The following is a 21,883-nucleotide window of genomic DNA, read 5'->3' as shown; positions in this document are numbered from 1 at the left end:
AAGCCAAGTTTTTTGTAAAGGAGGGGCCGCATGGCATTACAAGATATCTTATCCGTCACTGATCTCAATCGTTATATTAAGCTGGTGCTGGAAAAGGAACCCCACCTGCAAGATATATGGGTGAGAGGGGAAATCTCCAATTTTACCCACCATTCCAGTGGTCATATGTATTTCACGCTAAAGGACAAGCAGTCACGCATCAAAGTCGTCATGTTTGCGAGTTATAACCGCTTCCTGCGTTTCTTGCCCAAAGATGGAGCAAAAGCGATTGTGCGCGGGTCCATTTCTGCATACGAACGCGACGGCGCGTATCAGTTTTACGCCAAAGAGATGCAGCCAGATGGTCTCGGCTCGCTTTATTTAGCATTTGAGCAGCTAAAAGAAAAATTAGCTCAAGAAGGGTTGTTTGCAGCAGAGAGGAAGCGAATGCTCCCGCGTTTTCCCAAACGTGTCGGTGTCGTTACTTCTCCGACAGGAGCAGCTATCCGAGATATTTGCACGACGATTCGCAGACGGTATCCGCAAGCAGAGATCGTACTTTCACCAGCTGTTGTCCAAGGTGCGGATGCACCTGCATCGATTGTCTCCGCTATTCGGATTCTAAACGATCAGCCTGACATTGATGTTCTCATCGTAGGGCGCGGTGGTGGTTCCATTGAGGAGCTGTGGGCGTTTAATGATGAAAACGTAGCGAGGGCAATTGCTGCATCACTCATCCCTGTTATCTCTGCGGTTGGACACGAGACGGATGTGACGATCGCCGATTTCGTAGCAGATGTCCGGGCAGCTACGCCGACAGCTGCAGCTGAATTGGCAGTACCGCATTATTTGGAATGGGTCGAGAGAGTGCGGCAGCTCGAAATACGGATGCATCGAGCAGTGCGTGGTACCATGACAGAGCAGAGAAGCCGTTTGACACGCTTGAGCAATTCGTATGCGATGCGCCAACCGGAGCGGAGGCTGGAGGAAGCCGCAGAACGATTGGATCGGGCACATTTGCGGATGCGTCAATCGATGAAGCATTTGCTAGAAAGAAGACGCGAGCGCTATACGAGATTAGACGAACAAATCAAGCGCTATCGCCTCGCCGATCAAATCGGGGATAAAAGAAAAAATCTGTCTAAACTCCGCGCCACCCTGGACGAACGGATGCGGGGACGTCTCAACCAAAAAAGAATGGCATTCGCAGCTCGCATAGCTACTTTGGAAGCACTGAGTCCGTTGAAGGTCATGCAGCGTGGATTCTCACTTGTATACACAAATGACAGACTCGTAAAATCGGTGGAACAGTTTGCCCCTGGCGATGAGATCATGGTACGATTAAGTGATGGCAGTGCGACTGCGCGTGTGGAAAAAGTGAACCGGGAGGAGGAGAAGAAGAGTGGCTCGCAAGAAAACAGAACAAGAGACTGATATGCAGTTCGAGGACGCGATGAAGCGTCTGGAAGAAGTCGTCAATCGACTCGAGGAAGGAGATATTCCCCTCGAAGAAGCGATTACGCTATATCAGGAAGGAGTAACTCTTTCCAGAATTTGTGGTCAAAAGCTGGATGCAATCGAAGCGAAGATTACCCAGTTGGTGGAAGAAGACGGACAGGTAAAGCAGAAGGCTTTTCGCGTGGAAGGAGAATAATGATCGGCGTGCATACATTCGAGAGTTATTTGGTGGAAAAGACTGCCTATATAGAACAAAGACTCCTGCCAGCCCTTGAGCAGCAAGGAGTTCCGGAAAACTTGTACGAATCCATGAAGTATTCGCTCATGGCAGGCGGAAAAAGGTTGCGTCCCATGCTGGTGTTGGCGGTCCTAGAAGCACTGGACAAGCCGATTGAACGGGGTGTGGCTTTTTCGGCTGCCTTGGAAATGATACATACGTACTCCTTGATTCACGATGACCTCCCTGCGATGGACGACGATGATCTTCGTCGCGGAAAACCGACCAATCACAAAGTATTCGGTGAAGCAACAGCCATTCTCGCAGGAGATGCCTTGCTGACTAGAGCGTTCGCATACATTGCAGAAGCTTACATGGATCGTGCTGATGTTTCAGCGGCTACTACCGTGAAACTGATTGCGGAGCTGGGAAAACGTGCAGGAGCAACTGGCATGGTCGGCGGACAGATGGCTGATATCGAAGGGGAGAGCAAGCGCCTTAACCTGGACCAGCTCGAATTTATCCATCGTCACAAAACGGGTGATCTCTTGATCGCAGCCTTGCGCGGGGGAGGCTACCTCGCAGAAGCATCCGAAGGTCAAATGGAAGCGTTGACACGCTATGGTGTTTGCATTGGTCTCGCTTTTCAAATTCAGGATGACATCTTGAATGTGGAAGGGGATGCCCAAGAGCTGGGGAAAGCAGTTGGCAGTGATGCAGATCGGGAAAAGGCGACGTACCCATCGCTGCTTGGTCTAGCCGAATCGAAGGCGCGTCTTGACGAATTAATTGCGGAGGCAAAAGCAGCGCTTGCAGATGCGGGAATCGAGAATTCTGCACTCAGCCCTTTGGCCGACTACGTGCGTGATCGCAATAAATAAGTGAAAGCTGGCAACCCGATATGGGAAATGCCAGCTTTTTTCGTACCTACCTATTACAAGCTTTTATCGTTAATGCTATTTAAAAATTGTTCAATCTCGCCAATCACCGATGGTATACTGTCGTCCTCAAATGGAGAATACAGCTTCGCCACTTGTACCAACTCGAGGAACGATTTGCTTCCGCCTTCGCGGCAAAGTGTCAAATAATCTTCCCAAGCTTGCTTCGGCTCAGATTGAGCCCGTTTCCAAAATTGGAACGCGCAAATCTGAGCAAGTGTGTAGTCGATGTAATAGAAGGGGCTTTGAAAAATATGCGTTTGTTGCTGCCAGAAACCGCCCTCCTCAAGATACTCATTCTGTGCGTAATTGCGATCCGGGAGGTACTTGCGCTCAATTTCACGCCAAGCACGTTTACGCTCTGACGGGGTCATATCTGGGTTCTCGTAGACAACATGCTGGAACTCATCAACAGAAACGCCGTACGGAATGAACTGGAGTCCGCTACTCAGATGAGAGAATTTGTATTTGTCCGTATCTTCCTTGAAAAAATGCTCCATCCATGGCCACGTCAAAAACTCCATGCTCATCGAATGTATTTCACACGCCTCATAGGTTGGGAAATGATATTCAGGGACCTCAAAATCTCTACTTACATACACCTGAAACGCATGTCCTGCCTCGTGTGTAAGTACGTCGATATCACCAGATGTACCGTTAAAATTGGCGAAAATAAAGGGGAGCCTGTATTGGCTGATGTATTCACAGTAGCCGCCTGTAGCCTTTCCTTTTTTGCTCAATAGATCTAAACAGTCATTGTCCAGCATGAAGTTGTAAAATTCGTCCGTTTCAGGTGCCAACTCGGCATACATCTTTTTCCCGTTATCAACAATCCATTCCGGCGGGCCTTTCGGACTTGGATTCCCTGTAGCGAAATCAAAGGAAAGATCGTAATACTCAAGTGTATCGACACCAATGCGTTGGCGCTGACGTTCAACGAGCTTTGACGCTACTGGAACGATGTGCTCAAGCACTTGCTTGCGGAAATTGGCTACCATTTCTGCGTTGTAATCGGTACGGTTCATACGTGCATAGGCTAGCTCCACAAAGCTATTGAAGCCGAGTTTTTTGGCGATGCGTGTGCGTACCTTGACGAGCTGATCGTAAATGCGATCAAATTCGTCCGTATGTTGCCGCATATACTCATACTTCGCTTCATTAGCACGTTTGCGCGTGTCTCTATCTTTCGCGATTGTAAAAGGAATCATCTCTGAAAGATTTCGCTCTTCTCCTTCAAACATGATTTTGGCAGAAGCTTTCAGTGCGACATATTGACTGGCCAAACGGTTTTCTTCCTGCAAATCAGAAATGACTTCTGGCGAAAATGTACGGAGTGTGCTTTCAGCGATGCGAAACAGCTGTGCACCCCATTTTTCTTCCAAGTCAGCACGGAAGGAAGAATCGACGATCGCCTGATAGTAGCGGGAAACGATTCCAGTATACAAAGGAGTTGCTTCATCCCAATAGTCCTGCTCTGCTTTGTAGAAGGGATCTTCTGTATTGATCGTGTGGCGGATTTGTGCGACATTCCGCGCAGATTCCACTTCTTGTCGCAGTTTGTTCAATTGAGCCATGATTGTATCTTGCTCGGAGAAGGTTGCAGCATGTTGAAACGCTTCCAATAATTGCGTGAATTGTCCTTCAACTTTGTCCATATCCATGCGCTCATACTGAATTTGTGAGAACTTCACGGACGTCCACCTCTTTTGTTCGGAGTATGTATTCAAAATCATCTTACCAGAAAATGCAAGATAGCGCCTTCATATTCGTGTATGTTGATGAAAAGTGGTGTTTTTATTAAGAAACCGTTATAATGAATCAAGCTGAAAATAAGCGGAATCGGCTATAGCAATAAGGAAAGCCGGGTTTTCTAGTGGCTTGATTGATATGCAGCATGCACAATCGCCGGAGAACGAACAGTGGAAAGTGAGGAATACCAATGCTGCTTACTACTATAAATGATCCTCAAGACTTGAAAAAGTGCACGCAACCGCAGCTACATACCTTAGCATCCGAGATCCGTCAGTTTCTAATCGAAACGCTGTCGAAAACAGGTGGTCATCTCGCGCCGAATCTGGGAGTCGTCGAGCTGACGCTAGCACTGCACTATGTTTTTGACAGTCCCAAGGACAAGCTGATCTGGGATGTCGGGCATCAAGCATACGTACATAAAATGCTGACAGGACGCCGGGAGATGTTTCCGACCTTGCGTCAGTACAAAGGACTGTGTGGGTTCCCTAAAATGGTGGAAAGCCCGCATGACGTCTGGGAAACCGGGCATAGCAGTACGTCGTTGTCTGCCGCAATGGGGATGGCGACTGCGCGGGATTTGAAAAAAGAAAAGAACCATGTCATTGCTGTGATCGGAGACGGTGCGCTGACAGGCGGTATGGCTCTGGAGGCCTTGAACCATATTGGTCATGAGCGTAAGAATGTCATCGTTGTGTTAAATGATAACGAAATGTCCATCGCGCCAAACGTTGGGGCCTTGCACAACTATTTGGGGAAAATTCGCTCGACGGAGAACTATCAATGGGCGAAGGATGAAGTCGAAGGATTGTTGAAATCCATTCCGGCTGTAGGGGGCAAATTGGCTCATATGGCTGAGCGCTTCAAAGACAGCATGAAGTATTTGCTCGTTTCTGGCGTTCTCTTCGAGGAGCTAGGTTTTACGTATATTGGCCCAATAGACGGACATAACATGGAGCTTTTGCTCGATACATTGAAGACAGCCAAGCATACAAAAGGCCCGGTTTTGATTCATGCCATCACGAAAAAAGGTCTAGGCTATGCGCCAGCTGAAGCTGACTCAGTCAAGTGGCATGGTATCGGTACGTATAAAATCGAGTCAGGTGATACACCGAAATCTGCACCAACGTATACGTCTGTTTTTGCAGATACGATGATGAAGCTCGCAGATGAAGACAATTCGATCGTGGCTGTTACCCCTGCGATGCCAGCGGGCTCAGGCTTGATCCCCTTTGGACAGAAGTACCCTGACAGACTGTTTGACGTTGGGATTGCAGAGCAGCATGCATGTACATTTGCGGCAGGATTAGCAACACAAGGCTTGAAGCCGGTCTTTGCGATTTATTCGACCTTCTTGCAAAGAGCCTATGATCAGCTAATCCACGATGTCGCACGCCAAAAGCTCAATGTGATTTTCGCCGTTGACCGTGCTGGGCTCGTCGGAGCAGACGGGGAGACACACCAAGGTATGTACGATGTGGCATTCATGCGCATCATTCCAAATATGGTCATTATGGCACCGAAGGATGAAAATGAGCTGCGTCATATGATGAAGACAGCAGTAGAATATAAAGATGGTCCGATCTCTTATCGTTATCCACGATTGCCGATTCGTGGCGTCAAAATGGATGACGATCTGCAAGTGCTGCCAATCGGAAAAGCAGAGATTGTACGCGAAGGCAAACACGTGGCGATCCTCTCGTTCGGGCATGTCTTCGAAATTGCTGAGGCGGCTGTCAATCAGCTTCAAGACGAAGGAATCAAGCCGATGCTGGTCAATGCACGTTTTTGCAAGCCTTTGGACGAAGAGCTTTTGTTCCGTCTGGCAAAGGAAGGCTACGATATCGTTACGGTCGAAGAAGGCTGTGAAATGGGCGGATTCGGCAGTGCTGTCATTGAATGCTACAATCGCGCAGGCTATCACGGCATGAATGTACAGGTAGTCGCGGTACCTGATTATTTTGTTGAGCATGGAAGTGTGAAAGAACAACGGCAAGAGGTAGGGCTGACAGCTGATAATATCGCTGCTCGTGTTCGATCCTTGATGCCAATTTCGAAGGGCGTAGTGGAAGCATGAGTGTGAGAAAAGAACGGGTTGATGTTCTCTTGGTCGAAAGAGGTCATTATGAGACCAGAGAAAAAGCAAAAGCAGCCGTAATGGCAGGCCTAGTGCAAGTAGCTGGCGAGCGCTGTGACAAGCCGGGAACCAAATTTGCCGAGGATGTTGCGATTACGGTGAAGGGCGAGGTACACCCGTATGTGAGCCGGGGTGGCCTCAAGTTGGAAAAGGCATTGCGTGTCTTTGAAATCGACATGAAGGATCGTGTCATGATGGACATCGGGGCCTCCACTGGCGGATTTACGGACTGTGCGCTACAAAACGGTGCGCGACTTGTATACGCCATTGATGTCGGGTACGGACAGCTCGCGTGGAGCTTGCGACAGGATGAACGAGTGGTCGTCATGGAACGGACGAATTTCCGTCATATGGACCCGGAAGCTTTTGAACATGAACGCCCAAACTCGGCATCGATTGACGTATCGTTTATTTCGCTGCGATTGATCTTGCCGGTGCTGTACCGTTTTCTGCTCGAGGGCGGTGACGTCGTTGCGCTGGTCAAGCCTCAATTTGAAGCAGGCAAGGATAGAGTCGGAAAGAATGGAATCGTCCGTGATCCAGAAGTACACGAGAGCGTACTGACTGACATCGGTCAATTTGCCAGCGGATTGGGTTTCGCGCTAAAAGGCTTGGATTACTCTCCCATTACAGGGGGAGAAGGAAACATTGAATTTGTTATGCATGCCCAGAAAAGTGAGGGCGGCATGGATTCGGAAGCTTGGTTGCAATGCGTATCAGAGGTTGTTGCGTCTGCTCATGCGAATTTGAAATAGGATAAAAAACCAAAGCCTCGGGAGTTTTGTCACAATCGAGGCTTTTTATTTATGCATGTGAAGTTGTATACTTGTATATGAGGTTGTTCAAGAAGGATTTCCAACCAACCAGTTTTGGGGTGGACCACGTGAAGAAAATTGGAATCATAGCGAACAAAGGAAAACCCGAAGCACGTATCGTTGCACGGGAACTGCTGTATTTACTTGAGGACAGAGGGGCGCAGGTATTCCTGGATGAACATGTCGCATCAGATGTAGGGCATCCAGAACTGGGCGCTTCTGTAGAAGAGATGGGGATGCAGGCGGATTTGGTTTGTGTATTAGGGGGCGATGGCACTCTACTCAGAATTGCTCGCCAGCTTGCCGGTCACTCTATCCCGATCTTTGGAATTAATTTAGGCACGTTGGGCTTTTTGTCGGAAGCGGAACCGGAACATCTACCTCAGGCTGTAGACAATCTCCTTTCTGGAAAGTACGACATTGAAAAAAGAGCGATGCTGGAAGCTTGTTTGGTGCGAAAAGGAACCGCACTGGGGACATACACAGCCATGAATGATATTGGGATTGCAAAAGGGTCATTTTGTCGGATCATTCAATGTGCAGTCTTTCTGGATGATGAGTACGTCGCGACGTTCAGCGGAGATGGTGTCATTGTCTCTACGCCAACAGGATCAACGGCATACTCGCTTTCTGCAGGCGGTCCAATAGTGGCGCCCAATGTGGACATGCTATTACTGACGCCAGTGGCTCCTCATTCCTTGACGGCCCGGCCATTGGTACTGTCAGGCAATCAAACGATCCGGGTCGAAGTGGATGCCATTCATCAAGAGATGGGACTGTCCATTGACGGGCAGTTTGGTTATCGACTCGAGGGCGGCGATCAGATTTACATTAAAAAGTCACCGTGTGTTACCCCGCTGATTAAGTGGAAAAAAGGTGGCTTTTTCGAAGCAATACGAACGAAATTACAAGGGGAATGGGAGTAATCCATATGAACAAAGGGCAACGACATATTCGTATTCGGGATATCATCAGCAATCAAGAGGTGGAAACACAGGATGAGCTGGTGGACCGCTTGCGGACTGCTGGTTTTAACGTGACGCAAGCGACTGTATCCCGAGACATCAAGGAACTACACTTGGTAAAAGTTCCGCTCCCTGATGGACGATATAAGTATTCAATGCCTGCTGAACAAAAATTCAATCCACTGCAAAAGCTGAAACGCATGCTTGTGGATTCCTTTATTAGCATTGACCAAGCTGATCATTTTATTGTACTGAAGACACTTTCGGGACATGCGAATGCGGTAGCTGAACTGATTGACAACCTTCCATGGGAAGAAATCATGGGGACAATCAGTGGCGACAACACCATCCTGATTATTTGCCGTTCCAAAGAAAATACCAATGAAGTGACGAAACGCTTAATGGAAATGTTGTAGAAGGTGGTCGCTTGCGATGCTAGTGGAACTCTCGATCCGAAATTTTGCCATCATCAAATCAGTGACGGTCTCTTTCCAAAAAGGCTTAAACATCCTGACAGGGGAGACTGGTGCTGGTAAATCCATCATTATCGATGCGCTTGGACTGCTATTAGGAGGCCGGGCTTCGGCTGATTTTGTTCGTTACGGTGAGCCTCGTGCAGAAGTGGAAGGGCTATTTGAATTGCCGCCTGGTCATCCTGGACTTGACGTTTGTAAGAATGTCGGTGTCCAGATTGAGCAAGACGGAATGCTCGTGGTACGCCGAGATATATCGAATCAAGGGAAGAGCATTATTCGAATCAACGGCCAGCTCGTGACTCTCGCTATGCTGCGTGAGTTAGGGCCATGGCTGGTTACGGTGCATGGTCAACACGATACGCATATGCTGATGCAGTCAGACAAGCATATCAATTGGCTCGATGCATATGGGGAAAGTGCATTGGGATCTGCGAAGCAAGAGTACGGCACCCTGTATGCTACTTACCGCAAAACAAAGCAAGATCTGGAGCGTATGGCACGTAATGATCGTGAGCTGGTACAGCGTATGGATCTATTGCAATATCAGCTCGATGAAATTGAGGCGGCAACCCTCACGCCTGGTGAAGACGAGAAGCTCTTGCAGCAGCGGAAAAAGTGGATGAACATTGAAAAAGTTTATTCAACGATTCAAGATGCATATCGCGCCTTGCATGGTGACCAAAAGGGCATGGATTGGTTAGGACATGCGATGGGAGAGCTCGAGCGTGGTGTGAACTACGAAGAACAGCTCGTTCCGATTTTGGAGACGGTCCAATCGGCATACTATCAGATAGAAGATGTGGTACATAACCTTCGTCAATTGTCGTATCAAATGGATTTTGAACCGGAGCAGTTGGCAGAAGTAGAACGCCGTCTTGATCAGATTCAGTCGTTAAAACGCAAGTATGGCAAAAGTGTAGACGACATTTTGGAGTACGCTGCCACGATTCAGGATGAATTGGATGATATGCATCACTACGAAGACCGCCTCCAGCAGGTGGAAAAGCAATTGCAGGAGTTTGCAGCCGATTTGGCAGTGGAGGCATTGGAGTTGTCGGTCATTCGTTCCGAATGCGCAGGGAAACTCGCACAAGAAATCGAGCAGCAGCTAAAAGAACTGCACATGGAGCGTGCTCGTTTTGCCATTGATGTCAGACAGACGCCGGATGATGACGGGGTAGAAATTGACGGAATCAAGCGATTTGTAGATGCAAACGGAATGGATCAGATCGAGTTTTTAATCTCACCTAACCCGGGTGAGCCATTGCGTCCCTTGGCGAAGATTGCTTCCGGCGGGGAGCTGTCTCGCGTCATGCTGGCCATTAAAACAATTTTGGCGGGTACTGATCAAGTGGAGACCCTTATTTTTGATGAAGTCGACACGGGAGTAAGCGGAAGAGCCGCTCAAGCGATTGCAGAAAAGCTCGCCCGAGTCGCTGGGCAGCGCCAAGTCCTGTGCATTACGCACTTGCCACAGGTAGCATCCATGGCAGACGCGCATTTTCTGATCAAAAAGGAAATGAGCGAGAATGAAACAGAGACGCGGGTGAATCGTTTGTCTGATGATGAACGGGTATCAGAGCTGGCTCGTATGCTAAGCGGGGCAGAGGTAACAGCAAAAACAGAAGAACATGCGCGAGAGATGATCCTTCTCGGCCGTGAACGAAAGACTGTCAGCTAATTTAAGTTGGCAGTCTTTTTTTCGTTTATAAAAGTGCTGCAATGGACTCGCCAAGGGCTTGGTGATGCCTGGTTTTCTAATGTTCAGAGTGGGTTATTTTCCTGACATAATCCGCTTCGCTGGTGGCAACATTAAAGGTACACAAGGTGGAGGTGTCCCTCATGACCGCTTGCGGTCAATCAAAACGGACCTGACCGTTTTGTTTTGTAGGTGTAGGTAGGGAACGGTAGGAGTGATTACTGGTGATCCGACAAAACAAAAGAAAATGGATGGGAAGTCTCCTTCTCCTCATCACGGCGCTTGTCGTGAGTTCCACCCCGTTCCGCGATCTGTCCTCCTTTCCCCGTGAATTGCGTTTGATGGAAGGGTCCCTCGAACAACTGCGGGTCTCTGTGCCGGTAATGGGCACGCTAATCAATAGCAATCCTGATATTTTGCACGTTAACGGGACAGAGGCGCGAGAGGTATCCGTTGATTTGAGCAGGCCTATGTCCGTTGAACCGCGTAGGGCTGGGGAAGCCCAATTGCAGGTGAAGTGGCATAACATTCCGCTGACTGCTGTAAAAGTAAATGTATTGCCAGATCTGCGGTTGTACCCTGGTGGACAGTCAATCGGGGTGAAGCTGCAAACAGCGGGTGTTTTGGTTGTCGGTCATCATTTAGTTGACGATGGTAAAAACAAGTTTTCTCCAGGTGAACAGGCAGGTATACACGTCGGTGACATGATTATCAAAATGAACGACATGTACATCAATGACATGAACGACGTAAAGAAATTGATTAACGAAACGGGCAAAAAGAATCATTCCGTTCAATTGCTTGTCGTTCGTGGCAAGGAAAAGCTTTCGCTCACTTTGCATCCGGCAAAAGACAAAAAAGACAGTGAATATCGCATGGGTCTCTATATTCGGGATTCAGCGGCAGGAGTAGGGACACTAACCTTTTTTGATCCGAATTCCAAAGCGTACGGGGCATTAGGGCACGTCATTTCCGACGTTGATACTGGTCAAGCCATTGTCGTAGGAGATGGCCAGATCGTGCAAGCAAGTGTCACATCGATTGAAAAAGGACAAAGTGGCAACCCAGGGGAGAAATTTGCACGTTTCTACAATGAAAGTGAAGTTCTCGGAAATATAACCAAAAACACCCCTTTTGGCATTTTCGGCAAAATGAAGGATGAGCCCAAACGCAGCTATTACCAGGAGCCGTTACCAATCGCTCTTGCTGAGCAGGTAGAGGAAGGGCCAGCCAAAATTCTTACTGTCGTGGAAGGTCAGAAGGTAGAAGAGTTCGATATTGAGATCGCAAACGTGGTCAAGCAGCATTTTCCTGCAACCAAAGGGATGATTATTAAAGTCACGGACAAACGCCTTTTGGAAAAGACAGGTGGCATCGTACAGGGAATGAGCGGCAGTCCCATCATTCAAAAAGGCAAGATCGTCGGTGCCGTCACGCATGTGTTTGTCAATGATCCTACTTCGGGATACGGTTGCTACATTGAGTGGATGCTTCAGGATGCTGGCGTGAATGTGCGAGGTAATGCCGAATCTCGAACCAATACAACCAAAGCTGCCTGAATGAAGTGCCGTCACGCGAACGAAGCGAGGCGGCTTTTTCGATTTTTGCAGTCCTTTGACGAATCAATTAGAAATGTAAGGATTCTTTGTCGAAATATCAGTTAAATCATTCAATCTTTCGTCATTGGCAGGAATGGAATTTGCTTTGTCGAATAATTTTTGTAGAGAAAAGATGGTATGGACTAATCCTTTTAGATTTGTTACCTCTAGAACGCCACCTTCTTTCCAAAAGACCGTCCATTGTTAGGAGGAACGACCTTGAGCAAGATTGAAGTGTTGTTGGCAGATGATAACCGTGAATTTGTAAATCTGTTGGAAGAGTACATCAGTAGCCAGTATGACATGAATGTTGTGGGTGTTGCTTACAACGGCAATGAGGTAGTTCGACTGCTGCAGGAACGTGTACCCGATGTATTAATTTTGGATATCATCATGCCACATCTGGATGGCTTGGCTGTTTTGGAGCAAATTCAGGCCATGCGCTTAAGTCCTCAACCTAAAATTATTATGTTGACTGCTTTCGGGCAGGAAGAGATTACGAAGAAAGCAGTAGAACTGGGAGCAGCATACTACATTTTGAAACCGTTTGATATGGAGGTGCTGGCTCAGCGCATCCGTCAGATCATTACAACCAAACCAGCCTCTTCTTTTGTTTCTTCTGTAAAACCGCAAGCTACCTTGCAAATCCGCGGACGCAATTTGGACGCGAGCATCACCAGCATCATTCATGAGATTGGAGTTCCTGCTCATATCAAAGGCTATTTGTATTTGCGGGAAGCGATTACAATGGTATACAACGATGTTGAGCTGCTCGGTTCGATTACCAAAGTCCTGTACCCGGACATTGCCAAGAAATTCAATACAACCGCAAGTCGTGTAGAACGTGCCATCCGTCATGCGATTGAAGTAGCGTGGTCCCGTGGTAATTTGGACTCCATCTCCAGCTTGTTTGGTTATACGATTTCCAACACCAAGGCGAAGCCGACCAACAGCGAATTTATTGCCATGGTGGCGGACAAGCTGCGGATTGAGGCGAAGATTAGCTAGGATCGCGTCTTTAGTTGAGACGAGTTTAACCGAATGCACATTTGAAAGCAACGTTGCCCGAATTGGGTGGCGTTTCTTTTTATTTGTACTAACGCTTTAGTCCGACAAAGTACATAAGCATAGTAAGTACATCTGATCGTGTAGGTACTTGAAAGCATATTCGAGGAAGTATGTATAAGGGGCAACAGTATATGAAGAACTGCCCCTAATTATCTTAGTGTGATTCAGTCTCCTCCGTAAATTTCTTGACAATCTACAAACTCCTCCGCACACTTTTGGTTACACAAGACGTTTTCATAGCCAGTCATGAAGGAACAACGCCTTTCACACCGTTTTCGTTCCATGACGCAAATGTCAAAGTTTGAAAACCAGCGATACGGATAAGGTGGATAAGGATCGTATGGATTCGGATACCTGTCGTACTGTACATGTCGAATGGTTCTCTTATTACCCTTTCGTTTCATGTCTTCACTCCCTCGTGAAAGTAACGCACCTTTTGTAGTAAATGACTATATGGCCAGTCCTGATTGGACGAATCGATTAAACGTTTCACCCAAATACACGCACGGCGCCGTAATGGTACCGCGCTTTTTGCGTTATCTCAACGAAAGGAGCTCGAACATGCCGTTTATTATCGGAACGCGATAATCACGAACACACAGGCGGATGCAGACTCTATCGTCCCACTTCTCTTAGAAAATTAACAAAAAATGGTTTTCATCATCTATAATTATATTCTAAACAGAATAAAAACGAGGTGCAAAATGGAAAATCCAACAGAACAATGCTCAAAATGTGGGTGTAAAGAGATTGGGGAAGGGAGGCAGTCTGGGCATGCGGGAGTATTACCCATAGGCAAGATTTTTCCGCTTAGTTCTGCGATCATTCATAGAATCTGTACAAATTGTGGCTATGTTATCGAGAGTTATGTTGAAAACCCAACTAAATATAAAGGTTAATACTGATCATTATTTCAATCGGAGATAAAAATAAATGAGCAAACTATTGTCCTACAAAGAAATTAGTATTCGTTCTTCTACATCACCAATTGAGTATAAGAGGGCTGGTTATCGTCAAAGGTATCTAACCATTGAGGGAAAAGATATCGCCAATACAGGTATAGATTGTGAAACCTGTCTTTTTTATGCCATCGCTTCAGGAATGGATATGAAAAACTCAACAAAAATATCCAACAAATTAAATCAAGGGATAATTACACTGGACCAAGATTTCATGTCTGATTTATCCTGTCTCATTCCCAATGGTCATTAGAAAGTGTATCCTAGGATGAAAAGAGAGGCACATGGGACTGAGTTCTATAAGGCGGGGAAAAGGAATATAAGCAGTCTGAAGAAAATTGAAGAATATATAGTACCCATCCAACCCAGTGAATCATTAAATCCTATAGCCATTAATGATTACAAAGACAATGTAAAAGAAACACCAACAGCGTTGAGCATTTCTTTCCTAGATATAAAATATCCGTTAAATCATTATGATGAGATATGGGTTTATAGTCATTTTTTATTGGATGGTCATCACAAAATGTTTGCGGCAGATAAAGCCCATAAAGCAATTAGCCTATTATCCTTTTTATCGATTGAAGAGTCATTCGCTAATATGGAACAATTAGAAAAACTATTCCAAGTTTTAACCTGATGAATGGACTAATGAACTTAGATGTGTCTCTGGGCAAGAGGTAAGCCAAGGTATTTTACCCCTGGCTTTGATTATCATTACACAATTTTATTTAATAGAATCACTGAGGTCATTTAGATGTTTCTGTAGTAGGTGGTTGCTTGGGGTTTGCTGCGGGAGCATTTTTATATTCAAATTGTATTTCGGAGGTACTACTCAATCCGGTTTGTTCCATGCCTTTACTCGTCAAGGCAATTCTGCCAAATGCCGTAACAGTGGGAGGAATCATTCCATCTGGTTTGATAATTGACACAGAAATGGAGTTAACTTCCTCTTTCTTGTCTTTTGCTAAGGTCCGAGTATTTTCCACGAGAGCACGTAATTCCTTTTCATCATTCGACTCGGTTGACAAAGCAACGAACCACGTTCCAGTACCTTCGTCAAATCGATCAATGGCTAATACATAGGTAGGTAACGGTACTTCAGGTGTGTTTGCAGTTTCACTACAGGCTGGAAGGATTAGTGCTAGTGCAAGTATTAAGGCTAGTCTTAATTTCAATCTGCAACTCTCCTAATTATATTTTTAATGATTTTACCAAAGTTAGTAAATTTATACTATAACTAAAAAAGTACTCTTTCCGGAGGAATTGAACCAATGTGTCTGGAATTATTCGTCATGATAAAAGAAACACCGGGATTTGAACCTAAGCCGCTACTTTCCCCTTATGTTCTGACAGGCAAACTGTCACGGGAAAAAAGCCCTTATTTTTTCAAGCATTTTCCAAAAAACAGGCTTGGTGGGTGACAACCGAAGAGGGTTGCGCTTGCAGATTTAGCATTTCCAAGCATCCTGATAAAGTAAAACTCGGGATGTATCCAGAAGAGGAGAGGCCTCGTTATTATCAAAAATACGTAGAGGACTATCAAAAAAGCATGGACAGAATGATGCATCTACGTGCTTGGTGCGAGGAGCTGCTTGATCACGATAAGACGCAGGTAGAACTGTATGGTCTATGTATAGGTGAGAAATTCACGAAAAGAGAACCAATTTACTCGACGATTGTGGACCTCTTTTCACCCAAAAAATTTCGTTTAGGCGAGAAACATTACATCCTGACAAAATGAACCAGTTGATAAGAAACTGCTACAGTCCCTTGCGAGATTTTGATCCAACTATGTAAAATAGAAAAGCATACGATACAAATACATACTACTAAGAGCGAGGCAGGTGCTGTGAAAGTGCGCAATTTGGATGAAATTCTCGCATTTAACCATGAATTTGTGGCGAACCAAGAATATGAAAAGTACCAAACCACCAAGTTTCCTGATAAACGATTGGTCGTGTTGTCTTGTATGGATACCCGTTTGGTTGAACTGCTGCCGAAAGCCATGAACATGCGCAATGGGGATATCAAGCACGTAAAAAGCGCCGGCGCAATCGTGTCCCATCCTTTTGGGAGTATCATGCGTAGTATTCTTATTGCGATCTACGAATTGAATGCCGAAGAAGTGATGGTCGTCGGGCATTATGACTGCGGGATGAGTGCGATCGACAGCAAACGCACGATGGAGAAGATGCTGGAGCGAGGAGTCTCGGCTCAAACGTTTTCCACGCTTCAACATGCAGGGATTAACTTACATAAATGGCTGCACGGATTCGATCGAGTAGAAGAAAGTGTGAAAAATAGCGTAGAAACGATTAAAAATCACCCGCTCCTCCCACCGAATGTGGAGGTACATGGCTTACTCATTGACCCGGTGACGGGAAGATTGGACGTTGTCGTGAATGGGTATGAGCGAATGAAAGACAGTGAATGATCCAAACCTTGCTCCCCTTTCAAGGAAAACATTTCTCCACAAACTCACGAAATGGGTAGGGGGATTGATTGGTCTCGGTATAGCGACTGGCGTGTACGGTCATCTATGGGAACGAAAAGCGCTAGATATCGTGCGATTGTCCATCACGATACCGGGATTGCCAGAAAGCTTTAAGGGGACAAAGCTCATTCATTTCAGTGATGTCCATCTCGGTCATTATTTTGAACCGAAAGAGTTGGAGTCGGTTATTGCCTTGATCCAGAGCGAAAAACCAGATTTGATTTGCTTCACAGGGGATATCGTAGATGAAGTGACGCGACCTCTATTCGCCGCCGTTCCCCTTTTCAATCAGCTCCTAGCTCCATTAGGCAAATTCGCCGTTTTGGGCAACCACGATTATCGAGCTGGTGAACAACAAAAAGTTCGGGATGGATTAGTCGCGTCTGGATTCGAAGTGTTGGATAATCGGCATGTGGTTGTACACAAAGATGGCCAGCAGTTATACATGGCGGGAGTGGATGACCTTTTCTATGGTGTACCTGATCTTCCAAGGGCGCTAGAAAATATCCCGCCGGAGGGCAGTGTTATCTTGTTGGTGCATGAGCCTGATTTTGCTGATATTGCGTCAGAGCACCCTGTACATCTCCAACTGTCCGGCCACAGCCATGGCGGACAAGTGCGCTTGCCTTTCATTGGTCATCTTTTGGCGCCGCAATACGGGCGTAAATATGTACAAGGACTGTATCAGGTAGGTAGCATGGCTGTGTACACCACCAGAGGGTTGGGTACGACGATCTTGCCTGTTCGTTTATTTTGCCGCCCGGAGCTTACGGTACTCACACTCCATTGAACTTTTGTTAATAATGTTCCTTGATCCATTGGACGAATTGCTGGAAAGCATCGTCCTCTTTTTTTGGATGCAGGTAGGCGATGAGTGTGGGGCGCACTAATTCGCCGTTTGCGATATCGTAGGCGATCAATCTTCCGGTCGCTAGCTCTTGTTGTATGGTTCTTTCCGGCAGGATCGTAATCCCTAGCTGCCGTTCGACCATTTTTTTAACAGCATTGAAGCTGTCCAATTCCATAATAATATTCGGAAAAACTCCCTGCTGCGCCAAATAGCGGTCAATCCGTTGGCGATAAGGAGCGGTGTGATTCCCGAACACAATCATTTCCTCGGTTCCCCATGCCTGAAAACCTGGAAACCCGCTTGCCCAAGGATGGTTGGGCGCCATGACGAGCAGGAGCCGATCACTGGGAAGGAATTCTTGATGGATGTGCGGATGATACATTTCACTCCCGAGAAAAGCAATATCGGCCGTTCCCGTTAGCAGAGCGCTGAGGGACTCCTCGTACAACGTAGAGCGGACGTAGCAGGTAAAGCCCGGATGAGCAATCCGGTACTCTCCAATCAGTCGTGGCAGCTCATAGGCGACAAAAGCTTTTCCTGCGACGATGTTCATCGATTGGCGTTGTTCTTTCTCTTGGATAAAGGAGCGCATTTGCTCCACGATATTCGTCGCAACCGGTAGTAACCGACGTCCTTCGCCTGTAAGACTCACTCCAGAAGCGGTGCGAACAAAAAGCGCAGTCCCAACCTGGCGCTCTAACTGCTTCAATCGGTGCGTCAATGTTGATTGCGCCAAAAATAATGCTTGTGCAGCGCGATTAATCGATCCATGACGAGCAATCGTTAAAAATACCTCAAGACTTTCTCGATCCATTGTGAATTGCCTCCTATTCAAATTCTCGATAACTAGTTATCTGTATTCTATAACAAAGATGACAAACATTGGAATATGATGTAGGCAGGAGGTGTTCCCGATGAAGAATGAGGAGATCAAACAAGCTGTTCAAGCGCAATTTGGAAAAAATGCAGCGCAATACGTGCAAAGCAAAACGCATGCAAATGGCAGCGACCTGGAACTGATGGTGGAGTGGATGCAGCCAGCAGAGAAGTGGCGGGCACTGGATATCGCCACAGGCGGTGGGCACGTAGCGAGGACATTGGCTCCACATGTGAGCTTGGTCGTCGCCACGGATTTGACTCGCTCGATGCTCATGGCGGCGTCTGCGGCCAATGATACAGCACTTGTCCATAATGTGATGTATGTCCAGGCTGATGCAGAATCTCTCCCGTTTCTCGATGAATCATTTGAGATGGTCACATGCCGAATCGCGGCTCATCATTTTCCCGATCCGGCGGCTTTTGTTCGTGAGGTGAGTCGCGTGCTGACCCCTGGTGGGTTGTTTCTCTTCATCGACAACGTTTCACCTGAGGAGTCGTCACTCTCGGCATTCATAAATGAAGTAGAGAAAACACGCGATCCCAGTCATGTTCGCTGTCTTTCCGTAAGTGAATGGCGCGCTTTGTTTGAAGTGAATGGCTTGATTACACAAAAGCAGCAGGAACGCAAAAAAAGGTTTGAATTTATACCATGGGTTCAGCGCACCTCCGAATCATCTGAGCAGGAAGCGGCCGTAGAAAAAATGCTGCTGAACGCTACAGACGAACAAAAGGAATATCTAGGGCTTACCACAAACGAAGGCAGAGTAATGACCCATCAGATTGACGAATGGATGGTTCTTTGCAAAAAAAGAGGAGGAAATGAAGACGATGACAACAAAGCATGAATGGATTGGACTCGACCATGTACAATTAGCAGCACCAGCAGGAACGGAGGACGTAGCGCGCAAGTTTTTCGGTGAGCTTTTAGGAATGGCGGAGGTTCCAAAGCCAGAGAAGCTGCTTGTTCGAGGTGGTGTATGGTTCCAATGTGGCGCCCAAATGATTCATATTGGCGTAGAGGAAGGATTCATTCCTGCGAAAAAAGCACATCCGGCGTTCCTTGTGCAAAACATTGGTTCGCTGATGGGGCATTTGCAAGCAAATGGGGTATCTTTTCGAATTGACGAAGAAATTCCTCACCTTATCCGCTTTTTCACAGAGGACCCATTTGGAAACCGACTGGAGTTCATGGAGGCGAAACAGGAATGACAATTGATTTTCACGCTGAGAAAAACCAGTTGAGCTATACAGGGAGAACCGCTGACGACTCGTGGAGACAGACGATCCTCTCACTTGTCAATCCGGTGGGCAAAAATGTCGTGGACATCGGTTGTGGCGGTGGAATTTACAGTAAGGCTTGGTCTGGGCTAGGCGCTGCTTCTGTCACGGGCATTGACTTTTCCCACGTGATGGTAGAAGCGGCGAGAGAGCAATGCGCTGACGATCCGAAGATTTCGTTTGCACAGGGGGATGCCCGCGCAACAGGCTTGCCGAGTCAGTGTGCGGATATTGTATTCGCTCGCGCCTTGATCCATCATTTCCCAGAGCAAGACTTGCAGAAATTTTTTAAAGAAGTGATCAGGCTATTGGCACCTGGCGGAATTTGCCTGATCCAAGATCGGACGATGGACGATGTCAAAATGCCAGCCTCGCCGACTCATTTTCGCGGTTATTTCTTTACCCGATACCCGCGCTTGCTAACGATAGAACAGACGCGTAGACCGGATGATACAACGGTGCAGAACACTATGAAGCTCGCGGGGCTTGACCAGGTGAACAAGACAACGCTATGGGAGACAAGACGTGAATACGATAGCTGGTCTGAATTGGAAGCTGACTTGCTTTCAAGAAAAGGCCGCTCCATTCTGCATGAATTGTCTGATGCGGAACTGAAGGACCTTGTTCACACCATCCATGATCATGTAGTCAGTGAAGAAAAATGGAATGAGCAAGATTGCTGGAGTATATGGATAGGCAACGCAACTTGTGGCACAATAAAAGGGAAATAATTGTGAAACTTTTTGTTCACAAATTTGGATATGCTTGTCTCATAATACGTGAAGCTATATAATGGAATTGCCATTGTATTCCGGTTTGCGTCATCATGGTGAAGGAGTTGTCGTTTATGAAAATCGTTTTATTTGACATCCTGATGTTTATCTTCACATTCTTTATTGCTTGGGGCTGTTTGAGTTCCATCAAAGCGAAAAACACATTTGCAATCTTATTTGGCTTTGTATCTTTGATGGTTTTCCTGTTCGCAGATGGTTTAATCATTTACTACCTGGTCAAAGGTGCGTAGATTAAACTGAAAACGCTTCGCTAAAAGAGGTTGTGCATTTGATGCACAGCCTCTTTTTTTTTTGCATTGTGCAAGGAAATATTTAGCATACTAAAAGCGGAGGTGGAAACGTGGGCAAACAAAAAGGTTCTACAGCACATTCATACACGGCTGTCGTAGCAGCTGATCTGAAGACGAAGCAGTTGTGCAAACGTCTCCACTCCCATCATATCGCCATCATTGATCATCCGGACGTTGATGAGATAGCAGCACAGTCCTTGTTGGAAAGAGGGGTAAAAGTCGTCCTCAACCTTTCTCCATTCATGACGGGGCAATATCCGGCTGAAGGAGCTCGCCAACTTTTAACAAACGGTGTCACACTCTATGAGGTACTGGATGTAGATGTGTCGGATTCGTTCATGGAATGGATCGAAGGCAAGTATGCAACGATACGCGAAGAAAAACTGTACATCCTATTGGAAGAGAAGTGGGTCCAAGTATGTAGGCTGCAGCAGGTGACAGTTCCCTCTATTTTGAAGCGATGGCATGAAGCGCAGGATAAGTTGGATGACACACTCTCTTCGTTTATCGACAATACACTTTTGTACGCCAGTAAGGAAAAAGACCTATTTTTAAAACCACTTTGCCATGTGCGATTACATACAAAAATGGAACAGCGACATGTCGTTGTCGTCGTTCGCGGAAAACATTACAGAGAGGATTTACTGACGCTATCTTCCTACATTCAGGAATATCGACCTGTTTTGATCGGGGTCGATGGCGGTGCAGATGCCCTCATGGAAGCAGGGTATCGTCCAGACCTGATTGTGGGAGATATGGACAGCGTCTCGGACAGAGCACTCCAAAGTGGAGCTGAGATCGTCGTACATGCTTTTGTGGATGGAACAGCACCTGGAACGATTCGCGTAAAAGCACTCGGTTTGCCTTATCATGTCTTGCCAGCGCCTGGTACGAGTGAAGATGTGGCGATGCTGTTAGCGTACGAAAAGGAGGCAGAACTGATCGTCACGATCGGTGCCCATACCAATATGATTGATTTTCTGGAAAAAGGCCGCAAAGGTATGGCGAGCACGTTATTGGTCCGCACGAAGATTGGGACAAAGCTAATTGATGCCAAAGGAGTCAGTCATCTCTATCGGCCGAGCGAGTCATGGAAGCTGTGGGGTTGGTGTTTAGTTGCTATGCTTCTCCCTGTTTCAGCCGCGCTCATCATTAATCCGATCGCCCGTCATGCTGTACAGATGATTTGGACCCAGTGGCGAACATGGACTTTATGAACAACGCACTTTCATGGAGG

Annotated in this window: 23 protein-coding genes; 20 read left to right on the top strand and 3 right to left on the bottom strand. The window is 46.7% G+C overall.

Going from position 1 to position 21,883, the window contains the following annotated elements:
* Nucleotides 1–30: 30 nt before the first annotated feature.
* The 3 genes from xseA to HP399_RS18965 are packed head-to-tail and all read left to right on the top strand — an operon-like array spanning nt 31 to nt 2,535.
* A complete protein-coding gene (gene xseA / locus HP399_RS18975; protein WP_173620205.1) occupies nt 31–1,413 on the top strand; it encodes an exodeoxyribonuclease VII large subunit in 1,383 nt (460 codons plus the stop codon).
* Nucleotides 1,382–1,633 (top strand): exodeoxyribonuclease VII small subunit, encoded by a 252-nt coding sequence (gene xseB, locus HP399_RS18970; RefSeq protein WP_007725705.1) that lies wholly within the window; start codon nt 1,382–1,384, stop codon nt 1,631–1,633. The genes xseA and xseB overlap by 32 nt, the downstream gene beginning before the upstream one ends.
* Nucleotides 1,633–2,535 (top strand): polyprenyl synthetase family protein, encoded by a 903-nt coding sequence (locus HP399_RS18965; RefSeq protein ID WP_173620204.1) that lies wholly within the window; start codon nt 1,633–1,635, stop codon nt 2,533–2,535. Before xseB ends, HP399_RS18965 begins: the two co-directional genes overlap by 1 nt.
* 53 nt (nt 2,536–2,588) lie before the next feature.
* Here HP399_RS18965 and HP399_RS18960 read toward each other — a convergent pair whose 3' ends face one another.
* The gene (locus HP399_RS18960; protein WP_173620203.1) at nt 2,589–4,283 is read right to left on the bottom strand and encodes a M3 family oligoendopeptidase; all 1,695 of its coding nucleotides are present in this window, start codon (nt 4,281–4,283) and stop codon (nt 2,589–2,591) included.
* 248 nt (nt 4,284–4,531) lie between these two features.
* Between HP399_RS18960 and dxs the strand changes: the two genes are divergently transcribed.
* From dxs to HP399_RS18915, 9 genes are all read left to right on the top strand, one after another.
* Nucleotides 4,532–6,418 (top strand): 1-deoxy-D-xylulose-5-phosphate synthase, encoded by a 1,887-nt coding sequence (dxs, locus tag HP399_RS18955; RefSeq protein ID WP_173620202.1) that lies wholly within the window; start codon nt 4,532–4,534, stop codon nt 6,416–6,418.
* Nucleotides 6,415–7,233, top strand: a complete 819-nt coding sequence (locus HP399_RS18950) for a TlyA family RNA methyltransferase (RefSeq protein WP_173620201.1) — start codon at nt 6,415–6,417, stop codon at nt 7,231–7,233. The genes dxs and HP399_RS18950 overlap by 4 nt, the downstream gene beginning before the upstream one ends.
* A 128-nt stretch (nt 7,234–7,361) precedes the next feature.
* The gene (locus HP399_RS18945; protein ID WP_173620200.1) at nt 7,362–8,219 is read left to right on the top strand and encodes an NAD(+)/NADH kinase; all 858 of its coding nucleotides are present in this window, start codon (nt 7,362–7,364) and stop codon (nt 8,217–8,219) included.
* A gap of 5 nt (nt 8,220–8,224) precedes the next feature.
* Entirely contained in the window at nt 8,225–8,674 is a 450-nt protein-coding gene (gene ahrC, locus HP399_RS18940; protein ID WP_007720787.1) for a transcriptional regulator AhrC/ArgR, read from the top strand.
* Nucleotides 8,675–8,690: 16 nt separating this feature from the next.
* Nucleotides 8,691–10,415: a DNA repair protein RecN gene (gene recN, locus HP399_RS18935; protein WP_007720789.1), complete on the top strand. Its 1,725-nt coding sequence runs from the start codon at nt 8,691–8,693 to the stop codon at nt 10,413–10,415.
* 242 nt (nt 10,416–10,657) lie between these two features.
* Nucleotides 10,658–11,992, top strand: a complete 1,335-nt coding sequence (gene spoIVB, locus HP399_RS18930; RefSeq protein ID WP_173620199.1) for a SpoIVB peptidase — start codon at nt 10,658–10,660, stop codon at nt 11,990–11,992.
* Nucleotides 11,993–12,250: 258 nt separating this feature from the next.
* Nucleotides 12,251–13,039, top strand: coding sequence for a sporulation transcription factor Spo0A (gene spo0A, locus HP399_RS18925; RefSeq protein WP_007720793.1), 789 nt, complete (start codon nt 12,251–12,253; stop codon nt 13,037–13,039).
* A gap of 993 nt (nt 13,040–14,032) precedes the next feature.
* Complete coding sequence (locus tag HP399_RS18920) at nt 14,033–14,311, top strand: hypothetical protein (RefSeq protein WP_228088289.1); 279 nt, start codon at nt 14,033–14,035, stop codon at nt 14,309–14,311.
* 15 nt (nt 14,312–14,326) lie between these two features.
* Nucleotides 14,327–14,698, top strand: coding sequence for a hypothetical protein (locus HP399_RS18915; protein WP_228088288.1), 372 nt, complete (start codon nt 14,327–14,329; stop codon nt 14,696–14,698).
* 109 nt (nt 14,699–14,807) lie between these two features.
* Here the strand turns inward: HP399_RS18915 and HP399_RS18910 are convergent, their stop codons facing one another.
* Nucleotides 14,808–15,236 carry a hypothetical protein gene (locus HP399_RS18910; protein ID WP_173620198.1) on the bottom strand — a complete coding sequence of 143 codons (429 nt, stop codon included), beginning with the start codon at nt 15,234–15,236 and terminating at the stop codon, nt 14,808–14,810.
* Between the two features lie 242 nt (nt 15,237–15,478).
* On the opposite strand from HP399_RS18910, the gene HP399_RS18905 reads away from it, so the two are divergent.
* The 3 genes from HP399_RS18905 (at nt 15,479) to HP399_RS18895 (ending at nt 17,345) form a co-directional block, all read left to right on the top strand.
* Nucleotides 15,479–15,802, top strand: a complete 324-nt coding sequence (locus HP399_RS18905) for a hypothetical protein (RefSeq protein WP_228088287.1) — start codon at nt 15,479–15,481, stop codon at nt 15,800–15,802.
* 114 nt (nt 15,803–15,916) lie between these two features.
* Nucleotides 15,917–16,495 (top strand): beta-class carbonic anhydrase, encoded by a 579-nt coding sequence (locus HP399_RS18900; protein ID WP_173620346.1) that lies wholly within the window; start codon nt 15,917–15,919, stop codon nt 16,493–16,495.
* On the top strand, nt 16,488–17,345 hold the full coding sequence (locus HP399_RS18895) for a metallophosphoesterase (RefSeq protein WP_173620197.1): 858 nt from the start codon (nt 16,488–16,490) through the stop codon (nt 17,343–17,345). The genes HP399_RS18900 and HP399_RS18895 overlap by 8 nt, the downstream gene beginning before the upstream one ends.
* Nucleotides 17,346–17,352: 7 nt before the next feature.
* Here the strand turns inward: HP399_RS18895 and HP399_RS18890 are convergent, their stop codons facing one another.
* Entirely contained in the window at nt 17,353–18,219 is an 867-nt protein-coding gene (locus HP399_RS18890) for a LysR family transcriptional regulator (RefSeq protein WP_173620196.1), read from the bottom strand.
* 100 nt (nt 18,220–18,319) lie between these two features.
* On the opposite strand from HP399_RS18890, the gene HP399_RS18885 reads away from it, so the two are divergent.
* The 5 genes from HP399_RS18885 (at nt 18,320) to steA (ending at nt 21,863) form a co-directional block, all read left to right on the top strand.
* The gene (locus tag HP399_RS18885; RefSeq protein WP_173620195.1) at nt 18,320–19,129 is read left to right on the top strand and encodes a class I SAM-dependent methyltransferase; all 810 of its coding nucleotides are present in this window, start codon (nt 18,320–18,322) and stop codon (nt 19,127–19,129) included.
* A complete protein-coding gene (locus tag HP399_RS18880; protein WP_173620194.1) occupies nt 19,113–19,493 on the top strand; it encodes a VOC family protein in 381 nt (126 codons plus the stop codon). The genes HP399_RS18885 and HP399_RS18880 overlap by 17 nt, the downstream gene beginning before the upstream one ends.
* A complete protein-coding gene (locus tag HP399_RS18875; protein WP_173620193.1) occupies nt 19,490–20,293 on the top strand; it encodes a class I SAM-dependent methyltransferase in 804 nt (267 codons plus the stop codon). Before HP399_RS18880 ends, HP399_RS18875 begins: the two co-directional genes overlap by 4 nt.
* 116 nt (nt 20,294–20,409) lie before the next feature.
* Nucleotides 20,410–20,586: a DUF2759 family protein gene (locus tag HP399_RS18870; RefSeq protein ID WP_144616167.1), complete on the top strand. Its 177-nt coding sequence runs from the start codon at nt 20,410–20,412 to the stop codon at nt 20,584–20,586.
* A 110-nt stretch (nt 20,587–20,696) separates the two neighbouring features.
* Complete coding sequence (gene steA / locus HP399_RS18865; RefSeq protein ID WP_173620192.1) at nt 20,697–21,863, top strand: putative cytokinetic ring protein SteA; 1,167 nt, start codon at nt 20,697–20,699, stop codon at nt 21,861–21,863.
* The last annotated feature ends 20 nt before the right edge of the window (nt 21,864–21,883 follow it).

Source organism: Brevibacillus sp. DP1.3A, assembly GCF_013284245.2.
Classification (GTDB): Bacteria; Bacillota; Bacilli; order Brevibacillales; family Brevibacillaceae; genus Brevibacillus.
The sequence above is the reverse complement of the archived record's forward strand: the minus strand, read 5'-3'. Positions and strand labels throughout refer to the sequence as shown.

Excerpts from the sequence above, each read along its gene's own strand:
- xseA (WP_173620205.1), top strand. The coding sequence starts at position 31 with ATGGCATTACAAGATATCTTATCCGTCACTGATCTCAATCGTTATATT.
- HP399_RS18965 (WP_173620204.1), top strand. The coding sequence starts at position 1,633 with ATGATCGGCGTGCATACATTCGAGAGTTATTTGGTGGAAAAGACTGCC.
- dxs (WP_173620202.1), top strand. The coding sequence starts at position 4,532 with ATGCTGCTTACTACTATAAATGATCCTCAAGACTTGAAAAAGTGCACG.
- HP399_RS18950 (WP_173620201.1), top strand. The coding sequence starts at position 6,415 with ATGAGTGTGAGAAAAGAACGGGTTGATGTTCTCTTGGTCGAAAGAGGT.
- ahrC (WP_007720787.1), top strand. The coding sequence starts at position 8,225 with ATGAACAAAGGGCAACGACATATTCGTATTCGGGATATCATCAGCAAT.
- recN (WP_007720789.1), top strand. The coding sequence starts at position 8,691 with ATGCTAGTGGAACTCTCGATCCGAAATTTTGCCATCATCAAATCAGTG.
- HP399_RS18920 (WP_228088289.1), top strand. The coding sequence starts at position 14,033 with ATGAGCAAACTATTGTCCTACAAAGAAATTAGTATTCGTTCTTCTACA.
- HP399_RS18915 (WP_228088288.1), top strand. The coding sequence starts at position 14,327 with ATGAAAAGAGAGGCACATGGGACTGAGTTCTATAAGGCGGGGAAAAGG.
- HP399_RS18890 (WP_173620196.1), bottom strand. The coding sequence starts at position 18,219 with ATGGATCGAGAAAGTCTTGAGGTATTTTTAACGATTGCTCGTCATGGA.
- HP399_RS18885 (WP_173620195.1), top strand. The coding sequence starts at position 18,320 with ATGAAGAATGAGGAGATCAAACAAGCTGTTCAAGCGCAATTTGGAAAA.
- HP399_RS18880 (WP_173620194.1), top strand. The coding sequence starts at position 19,113 with ATGACAACAAAGCATGAATGGATTGGACTCGACCATGTACAATTAGCA.
- HP399_RS18875 (WP_173620193.1), top strand. The coding sequence starts at position 19,490 with ATGACAATTGATTTTCACGCTGAGAAAAACCAGTTGAGCTATACAGGG.
- HP399_RS18870 (WP_144616167.1), top strand. The coding sequence starts at position 20,410 with ATGAAAATCGTTTTATTTGACATCCTGATGTTTATCTTCACATTCTTT.